Annotated in this window: 13 protein-coding genes; 6 read left to right on the top strand and 7 right to left on the bottom strand. The window is 60.3% G+C overall.

Translation table 11 applies throughout. From position 1 onward, the window contains the following. The first annotated feature begins 16 nt into the window (after window positions 1-16). Window positions 17-1,105 carry a polyamine ABC transporter substrate-binding protein gene (locus ACIO0C_RS08895; protein WP_401310462.1) on the top strand — a complete coding sequence of 363 codons (1,089 nt, stop codon included), beginning with the start codon at window positions 17-19 and terminating at the stop codon, window positions 1,103-1,105. A gap of 121 nt (window positions 1,106-1,226) precedes the next feature. Here ACIO0C_RS08895 and grxC read toward each other — a convergent pair whose 3' ends face one another. Further along, on the bottom strand, window positions 1,227-1,478 hold the full coding sequence (gene grxC / locus ACIO0C_RS08890; RefSeq protein ID WP_401310459.1) for a glutaredoxin 3: 252 nt from the start codon (window positions 1,476-1,478) through the stop codon (window positions 1,227-1,229). A 27-nt stretch (window positions 1,479-1,505) separates the two neighbouring features. Next, entirely contained in the window at window positions 1,506-2,024 is a 519-nt protein-coding gene (locus tag ACIO0C_RS08885) for a carboxymuconolactone decarboxylase family protein (protein ID WP_401310456.1), read from the bottom strand. Between the two features lie 132 nt (window positions 2,025-2,156). Between ACIO0C_RS08885 and ACIO0C_RS08880 the strand changes: the two genes are divergently transcribed. The 4 genes from ACIO0C_RS08880 (at window position 2,157) to ACIO0C_RS08865 (ending at window position 8,655) form a co-directional block, all read left to right on the top strand. Further along, complete coding sequence (locus ACIO0C_RS08880) at window positions 2,157-2,969, top strand: cupin domain-containing protein (RefSeq protein ID WP_401310453.1); 813 nt, start codon at window positions 2,157-2,159, stop codon at window positions 2,967-2,969. 139 nt (window positions 2,970-3,108) lie between these two features. Next, complete coding sequence (locus ACIO0C_RS08875) at window positions 3,109-5,916, top strand: amino acid adenylation domain-containing protein (protein WP_401310450.1); 2,808 nt, start codon at window positions 3,109-3,111, stop codon at window positions 5,914-5,916. Window positions 5,917-6,012: 96 nt separating this feature from the next. Further along, window positions 6,013-6,393 carry a RidA family protein gene (locus ACIO0C_RS08870; protein WP_033044524.1) on the top strand — a complete coding sequence of 127 codons (381 nt, stop codon included), beginning with the start codon at window positions 6,013-6,015 and terminating at the stop codon, window positions 6,391-6,393. Between the two features lie 264 nt (window positions 6,394-6,657). Then, complete coding sequence (locus ACIO0C_RS08865) at window positions 6,658-8,655, top strand: U32 family peptidase (protein WP_401310446.1); 1,998 nt, start codon at window positions 6,658-6,660, stop codon at window positions 8,653-8,655. A gap of 58 nt (window positions 8,656-8,713) precedes the next feature. On the opposite strand, the gene katG is transcribed toward ACIO0C_RS08865, so the two are convergent. The 4 genes from katG to ACIO0C_RS08845 form a co-directional block, all read right to left on the bottom strand. After that, complete coding sequence (gene katG / locus ACIO0C_RS08860; protein ID WP_401310443.1) at window positions 8,714-10,966, bottom strand: catalase/peroxidase HPI; 2,253 nt, start codon at window positions 10,964-10,966, stop codon at window positions 8,714-8,716. Between the two features lie 417 nt (window positions 10,967-11,383). Continuing rightward, the gene (gene msrA, locus ACIO0C_RS08855) at window positions 11,384-11,890 is read right to left on the bottom strand and encodes a peptide-methionine (S)-S-oxide reductase MsrA (protein WP_401310440.1); all 507 of its coding nucleotides are present in this window, start codon (window positions 11,888-11,890) and stop codon (window positions 11,384-11,386) included. Window positions 11,891-11,943: 53 nt separating this feature from the next. Continuing rightward, window positions 11,944-12,432: a copper chaperone PCu(A)C gene (locus tag ACIO0C_RS08850; RefSeq protein WP_401310437.1), complete on the bottom strand. Its 489-nt coding sequence runs from the start codon at window positions 12,430-12,432 to the stop codon at window positions 11,944-11,946. Beyond that, window positions 12,432-13,037, bottom strand: a complete 606-nt coding sequence (locus ACIO0C_RS08845) for an SCO family protein (protein WP_401310434.1) — start codon at window positions 13,035-13,037, stop codon at window positions 12,432-12,434. Before ACIO0C_RS08845 ends, ACIO0C_RS08850 begins: the two co-directional genes overlap by 1 nt. A gap of 241 nt (window positions 13,038-13,278) precedes the next feature. On the opposite strand from ACIO0C_RS08845, the gene ACIO0C_RS08840 reads away from it, so the two are divergent. Then, window positions 13,279-13,479, top strand: a complete 201-nt coding sequence (locus tag ACIO0C_RS08840; protein ID WP_033044098.1) for a YbdD/YjiX family protein — start codon at window positions 13,279-13,281, stop codon at window positions 13,477-13,479. Window positions 13,480-13,994: 515 nt separating this feature from the next. Here ACIO0C_RS08840 and ACIO0C_RS08835 read toward each other — a convergent pair. Beyond that, complete coding sequence (locus ACIO0C_RS08835) at window positions 13,995-14,351, bottom strand: DUF6124 family protein (RefSeq protein WP_401310431.1); 357 nt, start codon at window positions 14,349-14,351, stop codon at window positions 13,995-13,997. Between the last annotated feature and the right edge of the window lie 176 nt (window positions 14,352-14,527).

Here is a 14,527-nt window from a genome sequence, read left to right as displayed (position 1 = left end):
ACGAAGGTGATCGAACATGCGCGTCAATAACGTTTCCCTGGTGGCACTGCTCTCTGCGTTTTGCACCGCCGCCTACGCCGATGAAACCGTGAACATTTCCAACTGGAACGGCTACATCGCCGACGACACCCTGGCCACGTTCACCCGGGAAACCGGGATCAAGGCCACCTACGACATCCATGACAGCAACGAAGTGCTGGAATCGAAGTTGATGACGGGCAATACCGGGTATGACGTGGTCAGCCCGTCGAACCATTTCCTGTCTCGCCTGATCAAGGCCGGTGCGATCCAGAAGCTCGACAGGAGCCAGTTGCCGGGCTGGAGCAACCTTGATCCGGTGCTGATGAAAAAGCTCGAGGTCAACGACCCCGGCAACCAGTACGGTTATCCCTACATGTGGGGCACCGCGGGCATTGGCTATAACGTCGAGAAGATCAAGGCGATCTTCGGCAACACCGACGTCACCCGTTCCTGGAGCCTGTTTTTCGATGAGGCCAATATCAAAAAACTCAGCGAATGTGGCGTGGCGATCATCGACAACCCGACGCAAGTGCTGCCGATCACCCTCAACTACCTGGGCTTGCCACCCCACAGCCATGACCCGGCCGACTACAAGAAAGCCGAACAGGCGCTGCTGAAGATCCGGCCTTACGTCCAGTATTTCCACGCCTCCAAGTACATCAGCGACTTGGCCAACGGCAACGTCTGCGCGGTGATCGGCTTCAATGGCGACATCGTGCAGGCGGCTGCCAGCGCCAGGGAAGCGAAAAACGGCATCGACATCGCCTATTCGATCCCGCAAGAGGGCTCCACGTTGTGGTTCGACATGGTGGTCATGCCCAAGAGCGCACCGCACCCGAAGAACGGCTACACCTACATGAACTACCTGCTGCAGCCCCAGGTGATTGCCAACATCAGCAACAGCATCCACTACGCCAATCCCAATCGCGTAGCGGATGCCGATGTGGTGCCGGCGGTGAAACAGGACCTGGCGATCTACCCGCCCAAATCGGTGATGGACAAGTTGTTCACGGTAGAGGACTTGCCAGCTTCCATCGCCCGCTTGACCACGCGACTGTGGACCAAGTTGAAGACCAATACGTAGGAGGTAGGAGCGAGCATGCTCCGGGCGGCGTTCCGACGATGGTTGTTAACGAAAACGCGTGTTTCCTGGCTGAACGCGGCGCGCTTGAGTCTTTCGCGAGCGTGCTCGCTCCTACAGGGGGTCAGGCCAGCATCGACAGCAAGGCGCCCTGGCGATCCAGTCTGGCCAGGTCGTCGAAGCCGCCGATGTGCGTGTCGTCGATGAAAATCTGCGGCACGCTGCGCCGGCCGCTGCGGCTGAGCATTTCTTCAAGTTTGCCGGGCGTGCGCTGAATGTCGATCTCCTGGGGCGCGACGCCTTTGCCGGCCAGCAGTGCCTTGGCGCTGCGGCAGAAAGGGCAGGTGTCGGTGGTGTACAGGGTTACCGTTTTCATGAAATTTTTCCTCGGCAGCAGGATGGGTCAGGCGTCGATGGCCGGAAAGTCGATCTCGGTCAGGGCGACGTTGTTCAGGTAGTTGGTCAGCGTTTGCGAAGCGACATGGGCGACCACTTCGATGATTTTCCCGTCATCGATTCCAGCGGCGCGGGCCGCGGCAATTTGCTCGCTACTCAAGTGGCCTCGGCTTTCGGTGATTTGCCGGGCGAGCAACGCGTAGGCATCGAGCTGGCCTTCGCGGGCGCTAAGGATCTCCTGGCCGGAAAGCCCCGCCTTGCCGGCAAATAGCGTGTGCGCCGCCAGGCAGTAGTCGCAGCCGTTGACCTGGGAGGTAGCGAGGAAAATCGCTTCCTTCTGTGTGGCGCTCAAGGACGTCTTGCCCAATGCCACCGAGTTCTGCAGGTAGGAGGCCAGTACGGTGGGGGCATGGGCCAGGACCCGGAACACGTTGGGCAGGAAGCCAATTTTCTTCTGCACGCCTTCGAGCAATGGGCGGGTGGTCTCGGTGGCGTGTTCAAGGCTGACAGGGGTAATACGTGGCATGGTGATTCTCCGTAGTCAATGCGCGACAAGCGCTGGGTACGGAGTGGATGCTAGTGAATCGGGCTGGTCTATTGGATGCAAATCGTCGACGATATGCGACAGATCGTCCAGAACTTCCGTCGGAGCTCATTCATGGATCGCTTGTCCACATTGCTTGCGCATTTCGGCGTCAATGCCGGGACCTTTCACAGCGGTGCGTTTTGCGGCACGACGGTGTTCGATGGCAGCCAGACCTGCGGTCATTTGCATTTGCTCCAGGCGGGCGAGTTGGCCCTCAGGCTCGCGGACGAGCGTGAGCTGCACATCACCGAACCGACGCTGATCTTTTTCCCCCGGCCGTATCGCCACCGCCTGCTTGCCGCACAAGACAGCGATACACAGCTGGTGTGCGCGTCCCTGGACTTCGACGGCGGCGCGGGCAACGCCCTCGCTACGGCGCTGCCGGATTACCTGGTGCTGAAGCTGGATGAAATCCCGACCCTGGCCAGCACGCTGCAATGGTTGTTCAACGAAGCCTTCGACGGTACCTGTGGTCGTGAGGCGGTGATGGACCGGCTGTTCGAGCTGGTGGTGATCCTGTTGTTGCGGCACATCCTGAACAGCAGCAATCAGTCGCCGGGCATGATGGCCGGCCTGGCCGATCCTCGCCTGGCGCGCCCCTTGAGCCTCATGCACGAGTCGCCCGGCAAGGCCTGGAGCGTGGCCGAACTGTCGTTAGCGGCCAACATGTCCCGGGCCAGTTTCGCCGAGCACTTCAAGCGGGTGGTCGGGCAGGCCCCGGTTGATTATCTGGTGAGCTGGCGCATCAGCCTGGCGCAAAAACGCCTGCGTGAAGGCAAGCCCATTGCCTTGATCGCCGAGGAGGTTGGTTATGAAAGCCCTTCGGCACTGGCCCGGGCTTTTCGCCGCAAGACCGGGGTCAGCCCCCGGCAATGGCGGGGATAACGGCAAAGGCTCCAGCGCATGTTGGCCGACGGACTGGCGGGCAGCGGGAGCTGTGCTAGCGTCTTGAGGGGGGAATCTCTCGTTTGCGGGCGTCCCGTCGTGTCTACGTCCTACAGGCCATGGGGAGTCAATCAATCAAATGCAGGAAGCGCGCCCAAACCCGACGCTTGATCTGGAGTATTGTGTCGAACGTCCGATATTCATGGACTTCCTGCAGCACGCTGGACGCACGCCCGAAGCCGTTGCCGTGGTTTCTCAAGACGCCACGTGCAGCTACGGCGAACTTGAAGCTATAAGCCAGCGCCTTGCCTGTTTTCTGCTTGAACAGGGCGCGAGAGCATCCGACCGGGTCGTGATCGTCTCCAGTCGCTGCGCCGGCCTGGTCTACGCCATGCTCGGTGCCTCGCGCGCCGGCTTGACGTTTAGCGTTGCCGACATGGCCTATCCCCGTGTGCGCATCGAACAGATCATCCAGGTGCTCAAGCCGACCTTTGTCCTGGTATGTGGCGAGGCCGCCTTCGAGCTCGATCCCCAGCATTCGTCCGTACGCGTGGTCAACATACCGCAGATGCCCGGCGACGCGCTGAAGGCGTTCGCCGTCGAGCCAAGGGCCTTGCCCGAGGTCAACCCTGGAGACCCGGCCTATATCACCTTCACCTCGGGCAGTACCGGCGAGCCGAAGGGGATTGTCACCCATCACGCGCCCTTGGTTCATTTCATCGAATGGCATAGCCAACGTCATTCTTTGACCAGGGACAGTTGCTTTTCCCTGCTGTCGGGGCTCGGCCACGACCCGGTCTACAGGGACGTGTTCACGCCGCTCTCCATTGGCGCGAAAGTCATCATCCCGGCCCAATCGACCGTGATCGATCCAGCGGCATTGGCGAGGTGGATACACCAGCACGGGATCTCCATCATTCACCTCACGCCGCCCCTGGGCAAACTCATCGAAACCGGGGCGAAGATCAGTGGATTGCAGTTCAATGAGCTGCGCTATCTATTCTGGGGGGGTGATGCCTTGAGCAGCACCCTTTACCAGCAAATACGCGCCATCGCCCCCAACGCCGTCAGCGTCAACTTCTACGGCACGACCGAAACGCCACAGGCAATGGCTTACCATCAAGTCGATCCCACGTTCGACAACGCCAAGATCCCGCTGGGTAAGGGGATCGAGGGCGCGCAACTGTTGCTGGTCAATGAAGCCAATCAGTTGGTTGGAGAAGGCGAAGTCGGGGAAATCCTGATCCGCAGCCCGTTTCTGTCCCTGGGTTACTACGGTGACGCGGCAATGACCCGGGAAAAATTCGTGGTCAATCCCTTCACCCGTGCCGAGGGTGATATCTGCTACCGGACCGGCGACCTGGGCACTTATCTCGCCGATGGCAGTGTCATGTTCCACGGGCGCGGCGATAGCCAGGTGAAGATCCGCGGCCATCGCATCGAACTGGCTGAAATCGAAGCCTCGATCTCAAGGCATCCGCGAATCAAACAGTGCGTGGTGCTGGCCAACAACGACCGATCGAACGTGAAACTGGTGGCCTGTTGCGTTTGCGCCAAGCCTGTCTCAGCGGTTGAGTTGCGTGATCACGTAGGACAACAGCTGCCCGACTACATGGTGCCGGCGTTGTTCGTGCACGTGGAGGCGATTCCTCTGACGCCGAACGGCAAAATCGACAAGCGGGCGTTGCAGGCGCTTGTCGACAAGCAGGCGGCACCGCTCAGCGCGAGCCAGAATCTGTCGCCGCTGGCGCTCAAGTTGACGCAGGCCTGGGCCGAGATCCTGGAAGTGCCGCGCATCGATCCAGCGTTGACGTTCGTGGAGCTGGGCGGGGATTCACTCTCGTTCGTCCAGGCTTCGATGGTGCTGGAAGAGCTGATCGGTCATCTGCCCGATCAATGGGAAATGATCCCGGTACTCGAGTTGTGTGAACTGGCAAGCGACACCAAGGCCTCGAGGTTTTCGATCCGGGCAATGGAAGTGCCGGTGTTTATACGCGTGGTTTCCATCGTGTTGATTGTGATGGGGCATTTTCAGGTATCTGCACATTGGCCGATGTTCGGCGAAACAATGGCCCTGTTCCTGGTTTCCGGGTTCAGCCTGGCAAGGTTTCAATTAAAGGCCATCAATGAGTCCGGTAGCGTGCGAACGTTGGTCAAGTCCGTAGCCACTATCGCGGTGCCCACGGTCCTGTACACGGTGTTGGTGCAGGTGGTGTTCGACACGGTGCATTGGCAATCATTGTTGCTGATTTCCAATTGGTATTCGCCCAACCAGATCGGTAACTTCGTCTACTGGTACATAGAAGTACTGGTGCAGATGCTGTTGATCATCGGGTTCGCACTGTCGTTCGAGCGCATCAGGAACATCATCAGTGCAGACCCGTTTCGTTGTTTTGTCATTGCGACATGCGCGTTGGCGCTGGTTGATGTGCTGATCAGTACCTATGTGTTCGATGCGAGCGCGCTGTTCAATCGGGTGCCACAGCATTACCTGCCGATCATGGTGCTCGGCATGGCCATTCACAGTGCCAGTTCAACCAGCCAGAAGTGGATCGTCACTGCCCTTGCCGTCATGGTGGTGGGTTGGCAGGACATGGTAGCGATGATGGGCTTTGGACCGCTGGCCTCCGTCATCTGGAATCATATCGATGTCGCCGTGCCGGCCACGCTCCTGGTGATCTGGGTCCGGTCCATTCCAGTACCCGGTCTGATGGCGCGGGGCATGGCATTGATTGCCTCCTCGACCCTGTATATCTACTTGACGCACTTCCAGTTCCACTCGGTGGCCCGGCGCATCGGCGATTATCCGCTACTCGGGGTGATTTTCGCCGTCATCGGTGGCGTTGCGGTGGCTTATGCCTGGAACAAGGTTGTGCGTTGGGTGTTGTTGCGCGGGAACGGCGACGGCAAGAAGCGTCGCGCGGATAAAATCGAGCGGGTGGCGTGACGGTTCCGTAAACTGGTGTCGCAACAGGCGTTGCTGCATGAATGCCTCGGCTGACATGTTGCGACGCCGCCTTACCACCTCAAGCAAGAGACCCCCATGGCAAACCAAGACCTGACCTTCGTTCCCGATCCCGATGCGGACTCCATCTCTTCCGACGTCGCCGGTTTCGCCGGCATGCTGGTCTCCACCCAGATCCCGACCCGTGCCGATGGCAGCCTTGAACTGGGCGATATCACCCTGCAAAGCGAGTGCACCCTGCAAGCGCTGAAAGTGGCGCTCGAGCGCGCCGGCAGCTCCATGGACCGAGTGCTGCATTTGACCATCTACCTCACCGACATGGCCGACCGCGCTGCTTTCAACGAGGTCTACAAGCGTTTCTTCGCCAAGCCGTGGCCCGTGCGCGCGGCTGTGGGCGTGGCGTCGCTGGCGGTCGAGGGTATGCGGGTGGAAGTTACTGCGATGGCTGCCAAGGCCTGATCATCAAAAGGTCTATGGATGCTTGCGCTTTGATCGTTCCCACGCTCTGCGTGGGAATGCATCCTGTGACGCTCCGCGTCACCGTTGCGCACGGCTCATGTCAGTCAGCGGAACGCAGAGTGTCCCTGGCGGCATTCCTTTGCGGCGCATGGGAACGATCACATCAGGTACATCCGGGAGCCACCTGGCAGTACACGGATGCCCCCCGCTCATTTCACCGCTACAATGCGCGCCTCGACCGTGACAGCCTGACTAAAAAATATTATGTCCCTGCCCAAACATCACCTGGAATTGCTCAGCCCCGCCCGTGACGTGGCTATCGCCCGCGAGGCCATCCTGCATGGCGCCGACGCCGTTTACCTCGGTGGCCCGAGTTTCGGCGCTCGCCACAACGCCTGCAACGAGGTGAGCGATATCGCCGCGCTGGTGGAGTTCGCCCATCGCTACCACGCCCGGGTGTTCACCACGATCAATACGATCCTGCACGACAATGAACTGGAGCCGGCCCGCCAGCTGATCCATCAACTGTACGATGCCGGTGTCGACGCGCTGATCGTCCAGGACCTGGGTGTGATGGAACTGGACATCCCGCCGATCGAGCTGCACGCCAGCACCCAGACCGACATCCGCACCCTGGAGCGGGCGAAGTTCCTCGACCAGGCCGGTTTTTCGCAACTGGTACTGGCCCGCGAGCTGAACCTGCAGGAAATCCGCGCCATCGCCGACGAAACCGAGGCGGCGATCGAGTTCTTCATTCACGGCGCGTTGTGTGTGGCGTTTTCCGGCCAGTGCAATATTTCCCACGCGCAGACCGGCCGTAGCGCCAACCGCGGCGACTGCTCCCAGGCCTGCCGCCTGCCGTACACCCTCAAGGACGAGAAGGGCGGGGTGATTGCCTACGAGAAGCACCTGCTGTCCATGAAGGACAACAACCAGAGCGCCAACATCCGCGCCCTGGTGGAAGCTGGCGTGCGCTCGTTCAAGATCGAGGGGCGCTACAAGGACATGGGCTACGTGAAGAACATCACCGCCTACTACCGTCAGCGCCTGGACGATGTGCTCGAAGACCGCCCGGACCTGGCCCGCGCCTCCAGCGGCCGCACTGCGCATTTCTTCCTGCCCGATCCGGACAAGACTTTCCACCGTGGCAGTACCGACTACTTCGTCAGCGAACGCAAGATCGACATCGGCGCCTTCGACTCGCCAACCTTTACCGGCCTGCCAGTGGGCGTAGTGGAAAAAGTTGGCAAGCGCGATCTGCTGGTGGTCACCCATGAGCCACTGTCCAACGGTGATGGCCTCAACGTACTGGTCAAGCGTGAGGTGGTGGGCTGGCGGACCAACATCGCCGAGCCCAAAGGCGAGTTCGAGGAGGACGGCGAGAAACGCTATCGCTACCGCGTCGAGCCGAACGAGATGCCCAAGGGCTTGCACCAGTTGCGCCCGAATCACCCGCTGAGCCGCAACCTGGATCACAACTGGGCCCAGGCGCTGCAAAAAACCTCGGCCGAGCGCCGGATCGGTCTGTCCTGGTTCGCCCGCTTGCGCGAGGAGCGCCTGGAACTGACCGCCACCAGCGAAGAGGGCATCAGCGCCAGTGTCGCCCTGGACGGTCCGTTCGGCGTGGCCAACAAGCCGCAGCAGGCCCTTGAGCAGCTGCATGACCTGCTGGGTCAGTTGGGCACCACCGAATACCACGCCACCGACATCAAGCTGGATGCACCCCAGGCGTTCTTCATTCCCAACTCGCAGCTCAAGGCTCTGCGTCGCGAAGTGATCGAAGCGTTGACCGTCGCCCGCATCCAGGCCCATCCACGGGGTGGCCGCAAGGCCGAGACCAGTCCGCCGCCGGTGTACCCGGAGTCGCACCTGTCGTTCCTGGCCAACGTCTACAACCAGAAGGCCCGTGACTTCTATCACCGTCACGGGGTCAAGCTGATCGATGCGGCCTACGAGGCCCATGAAGAGACCGGCGAAGTCCCGGTGATGATCACCAAGCACTGCCTGCGGTTCTCCTTCAACCTGTGCCCCAAGCAGGCCAAGGGCGTGACGGGCGTGCGCACCAAGGTCGCGCCGATGCAGTTGATCCATGGCGACGAAGTGCTGACGTTGAAATTCGATTGCAAGCCGTGCGAGATGCACGTGATCGGCAAGATGAAGGGGCACATCCTCGATTTGCCGCAACCGGGCAGCGTGCAGCAGGTCGTCGGGCACATCAGCCCCGAAGACCTGCTCAAGACCATCCATCGCGCGCCCCATTGAGTGACCTTCGAGCGCGCAGTCAAGGCTGCGCGCTCGTCAACTCACCCGGCAGGTCCGCTCACCTCAGGTCGAAGCGGTCAAGGTTCATCACCTTGGTCCAGGCCGCCACAAAGTCCTTAACGAACTTCTCCTCACTGTTACTGGCATAGAATTCCGACAGCGCGCGCAATTGCGAGTTGGAACCGAAGACCAGATCGACTCGCGTGCCCGTCCACTTTTTCTGGCCGGTCTTGCGGTCGACCGCTTCAAACTCTTCCTGGGCCTCCGACACCGGTTTCCATTCCACGCCCATGTCCAGCAGGTTGGTGAAGAAATCCTTGGTCAACGCCTCGGGCCGTGTGGTGAAGACGCCGTGGGCAGTCTGTCCGACGTTGGTCTTGAGCACGCGCATGCCGCCAATCAGCGCGGTCATTTCCGGCGCGGTGAGGGTCAGCAACTGTGCTTTGTCGATCAACAGCGACTCCGCCGATACGCGGTACCTGCCCTTGAGGTAATTGCGGAAGCCATCGGCGATCGGTTCGAGAAAACCGAAAGACTCGACATCGGTCTGTTCCTGGGAAGCGTCCGTGCGCCCCGGCGAGAAAGGCACCGTGATCGTATGCCCGGCATTTTTCGCCGCCTGTTCAACGCCTGCACAACCGGCGAGGACGATCAGGTCGGCCAGGGAGATCTTTTTGCCGCCGGCGTTGAATTCCTGCTGGATGCCCTCCAGTTTCGTCAGGACCCCCGCCAGTTGGTCGGGCTGGTTGGCCTGCCAGAACTTCTGCGGGGCCAGGCGCAAGCGACCGCCGTTGGCACCGCCGCGTTTGTCCGAACCACGGAAACTGGAAGCTGCGGCCCAAGCCGTCGTGACCAGTTGCGAGACCGACAGGCCCGAGGCCAGCACCTTGCTTTTCAGGGCCGCGACGTCGCTGTCGTTGACCAGCGGATGATCGACTTCAGGTATCGGGTCTTGCCACAACAGTTCTTCATTGGGCATTTCCGGGCCGAGGTAGCGCGAGAGCGGGCCCATGTCGCGGTGAAGCAGCTTGTACCAGGCACGGGCGAACGCGTCGGCCAGTTGATCGGGGTTCTGCAGGAAGCGCCGTGCAATCGGCTCATAGATCGGGTCGAAGCGTAGCGCCAGGTCGGTGGTCAGCATGGTTGGGTTGCGACGTTTGGACGGGTCGTGCGCGTCCGGAATGATCCCGGCGCCAGCACCGTTCTTCGGCGTCCATTGATGGGCGCCCGCCGGGCTTTTGGTGAGTTCCCATTCGAAGCCGAACACGTTCTCCAGGAAGTTGTTGCTCCATTTCGTGGGTGTGGTGGTCCAGGTCACTTCCAGGCCACTGGTGATGGTGTCGGGGCCTTTGCCGGTGCCGAACTTGTTCTTCCAGCCCAGGCCCTGTTCTTCGAGGCCAGCGGCTTCGGGCTCGGCACCGACATTGTCGGCGGGGCCGGCGCCATGGGTCTTGCCGAAGGCGTGGCCGCCGGCAATCAGCGCCACGGTTTCCTCATCATTCATGGCCATGCGGCCGAAGGTCTCGCGGATGTCCTTGCCAGCGGCCACCGGGTCCGGGTTGCCTTCCGGGCCTTCCGGGTTCACATAGATCAGGCCCATTTGCACGGCCGCCAGGGGGTTCTCCAGATTGCGTCCTTGCTCGGTACGGCTCTCCTCATTTTCCCCGGGTTCTGCGACGAGCGGGCCTTCGCCGGGTTCTTGCATGGCTTTTTGCGCTTTGTCGTAGCGCACGTCGCCACCCAGCCATTTGTTTTCCGAGCCCCAGTAGACATCCTCGTCCGGTTCCCAGACGTCAGGCCGGCCGCCGGAAAAACCGAAGGTCTTGAAGCCCATGGTTTCGAGCGCGACGTTACCGGTCAGGACGATCAGGTCGGCCCAGGAAATGCTGTTGCCGTACTTTTGCTTGATCGGCCACAGCAGGCGGCGCGCCTTGTCCAGGCTGACGTTGTCGGGCCAACTGTTGAGCGGTGCAAAGCGCTGCTGGCCAGAACCGGCACCGCCCCGGCCATCGCCGGTACGGTAGGTGCCCGCGGCGTGCCAGGACATGCGGATGAACAGCGGTCCGTAGTGTCCGAAGTCCGCAGGCCACCAGTCTTGGGAATCGGTCATCAGGGCGGTCAGGTCACGCTTGAGCGCGGCAAAGTCCAGGCTCTTGAACGCCTTGGCGTAGTTGAAGCCCTCGTCCGCGGGGGTGGACAGGGACGAGTGCTGGTGCAGGATCTTCAGATTCAGCTGGTTCGGCCACCAATCGCGGTTCGTGGTGCCACCACCCGCTGCGTGATTGAACGGGCATTTCGTTTCAGTTCCCATCTGTGAGCTACCTTTGGTCGTGTTCATTCAGCCAGCGTCCCTACAGGTTCGATGGCGGTGAGTGAAATCAATGACTCAGGCTGTTGGCCCAGCAAGTCGATCAACTGATCATCGTGGCCAAATGGGCATCACCGGCACTGGCAAGCGTATTGCCAACGGGATGACCCACGGTGCGCCTAGTCGGTTTCTGACTCCTGCTTTATCTTCTTATCAGGTCTAGGCCGGCCAGACGGCACCGGCGTTAGATAAGGCTAGACCGCCCTTGGGCAGACGGCTAATAGCTGGAGTATTTGTAGCCGATAGGCGGAATCTTTCAAGGCGTCTTTTGGGTCTCATTTTCCTGGTGTCGACCCGGGCGGCCGGGCGCCGCGTTCAAACGACCACCGGCATGGCGAAAGCCGGATCTGTCTGAATCAATTATTTACGTCTGGGCAGTGTCCAGTTCGGTCGTATGAAGTGGCAGGTGTAGCCGTTGGGGTAGTGTTCGAGGTAATCCTGATGCTCAGGCTCCGCTTCCCAGAACGGTCCGGCGGGCTCTATTTCAGTGACCACCTTGCCAGGCCAGAGACCGGAGGCGTCAACGTCGGCTACGGTATCCTCGGCTATGCGTTTCTGTTCATCATCGAAGTAATAGAGCGCAGAGCGATAGCTCGTCCCCAGGTCATTGCCCTGACGGTTTTGAGTGCTTGGGTCATGGATCTGGAAGAAAAACTCGAGGATCTGGCGATAGCTGATCTGCTCCGGGTCGAAGACAATTTCGATCGCTTCGGCGTGGGAGCCATGGTTGCGGTAGGTGGCATTGGGCACATCGCCGCCCGAGTAACCGACCCGGGTGGAGATCACGCCCGGGTAGCGTCGAAACAGGTCCTGCATGCCCCAGAAGCAGCCGCCAGCCAGGATGGCGGTTTCGGTGTTCGTCGTCATCGTTGCGCACCTCCCATCAAAGAGCGGCCTCCATCGGGGAGGCCGTCAGACTCTCAATGCATCTTGCTGTGATCCATGTTGCCGTGATCCATCGTACCAAGTGCCCGGGCCTCGGCGTCTACCGTGATCGATTCTTTCTCGCCCTTGGCGTTTTCCACGGTCAGGGTCAATGGCACTTTGCTGCCTTCCTTGATCTGGCCAGTCAGGTCCATGAGCATGATGTGGTAGCCATGGGGATCGAAGCTCACCGGCTTGCCGGCCGGCAACGCCACGGACTCGACCTGCTGCATGCTCATCACATCGTCTTTCATGCTCGACTGGTGAATCTGCACCATCTTCGCTACCGGCGACTGCACACCGAGCAGCTTGCTATCGGTGTCGGCCTGCAAGGTCATGAAGGCGCCGCTCGAAGGCTGGCCGGCCACCGTCGCCCTGACCCAGGCGTCGTTGACCCGGGTTTGCGCAGACACCTGCCACGCCATGCCGATCAGGGCCATTCCCAGTACAAGCTGCTTGATACGTGGTGCGCAAAACGAAGTCATCAGCAAACCTCCATGACGGTGAGCAGGTCTTCTGCGCACTCTTGAGCGGTAAGGGACGCGGACAGGCCGAGGCGCAAATTGCCACGGGAGTCGAACACGAAGCTGGTCGCGGTATGGGACAGGGTGTAGGTATCGCCGCTTGGGACTTTCTCGAAGAATACGCCGAACTCCTTGGCGGTGGCGGCGGTTTCTTCCAGCGTGCCATACAGCGCCTCGAAACTCGGATCGAAGGCCTTGACGTATTTGTCGAGCATTTGTGGGGTATCGCGCTCGGGGTCCAGGGTGATGAAGACCACTTGCAGGCGCTCGCCATCGCGGCCCATCAGTTTTTTCGCCTGGGCGGCGCGGGCCAGCGTGGTCGGGCAGACCGCCGGGCATTGGGTGAAGCCGAAGAAGATCATCGGCATCATGCCCTGGTAGCTGCCGAGCATCCGGGTTTCGCCCTCGGTGTCCTTGAGCTTGAAGGAGCGGCCCATGATCTTGTCGCTCAGGTCCTTGCCGTACTTGAACGACAGCTTGCTGCTGTCATCGCAGCCAGCAAGCAGGCCGAGGCTCAACAGGCTCATGCCTTGCAGGACCGAACGGCGGGAATACAACGTACTCATGGAAAAAAGCATCCTGTGTAGCGACTGGATATCTACAGTGGCTGATCAATCAGACGAGAAAAAGCGCAGGGATGTTAACAAACTGTTGCCCGTTGGCGCTCAATCGATGGCCAGCCGGTCATGCGCCAAAAGGTCGCGGGGGCTTGAATACATGAAAATACAAATGACCTGAAAGTGGACACATTGCAGATACATCCGTGGGGTTATATCGGGCTGTCCAAATCTCATTGAGAGCACTGCCATGATCCGCAAATTGCAGCAAGCCGCCAGTTTCCTTAGCCAGAGCGCGCGTTTGATGGTGGGCGTTCCCGATTACGACAACTATGTGGCACAGAGGGCGATCAGCCATCCGGGCGAGCCGGTGATGACCTACGAGGCGTTTTTCCGTGAGCGTCAGGACGCGCGTTTTGGGCGTGGGAAATGTAATACGCGGTGTTGCTGAAGTACTCTGCCATATCGCCCTCTGAGCTGCGGGTGTACCCGATCCTCTGTGGGAGCTGGCTTGCCAGCGATGGCGGCCTGATAGCCGACCTGACCTTTATGGATGTACACAGCCCCCTGTAGGAGCCAGGCTTGCCGGCGAAGGCGTCCTGACATTCGATGATTGTCTTACTGGCGTACATATCCATTCCTGCGGTAACGACCACCTAGGGTTTCGCTCTTACAGCGAGTCACTTGGAAGAGCCCCAAGTAACCAAGGGCTCTTGCCCCTGACGTTCGGTGCCTCGCTAAGGCTCGGCATGCCCTCGCTCCGGTCCTGCTCCGTGGGTCGCCGCGATGGGCCATTCATGGCCCAGCGCGGCTAAACCGGCATCCTTGCCGGTTTACCCACTACGCAGAACCGGAACGAAGCCTCTCGATGTGGCAAGAAAATCAAAAGCCAAAGCGAGGCGGCCTGACAGCCGACCTGACCTTTATGGATGTACGCATATCCCCGTAGGAGCCAGGCAACACCCATCAAGGCGGATCAATCTGATCCAGCACCCGATTCGCCGTAATCTCCGCCAGCATCACGCTGTTTGAAATGCCCAGCAGGGCATTGCGCGACCCACCGTCAAGAAGATCCACCAACTGATGAACCATCACATCCACCGAAGCCAGGGTCTCGACCAGATAGACCATCAGGGTTTCGCTGGTGGCATGCGGGTCGACGGTAAACAGCGAGCTTGGTGTACGCGGCGTGGCTTTGATGTCGGCAGACGACGGGAAGTGGAAATCGAGGGCGCGCTCGGCAGCCTCGTTGAGTTTTTTTGAATCGGGTTCGTACGGAGAGGTGGGATCGGTGTCCGGGGGGTTCGGTGACGGCTTTATCATTAGCTAGATCCTTACATGGAGTGCCGCCACTCTTGCTGCTAAACGAAAGTGGAGGCAGCTGTACGCAGGTTAGCAGACCGGGGATCTAGCAAGCCGGCGCGCCCGAAGGCGCCCTGCGCACAGCTACCATCGAGCGCAGACATGGGAATGCCTGACTGATAGAGCCTGTACACCTC

Origin of the sequence: Pseudomonas sp. NPDC087336 (genome assembly GCF_044744285.1) — a bacterium.
In the GTDB taxonomy this organism is placed as follows: domain Bacteria; phylum Pseudomonadota; class Gammaproteobacteria; order Pseudomonadales; family Pseudomonadaceae; genus Aquipseudomonas.
Note: the sequence above shows the minus strand (reverse complement) of the source record. Positions and strands in the feature narration are given on the sequence as shown.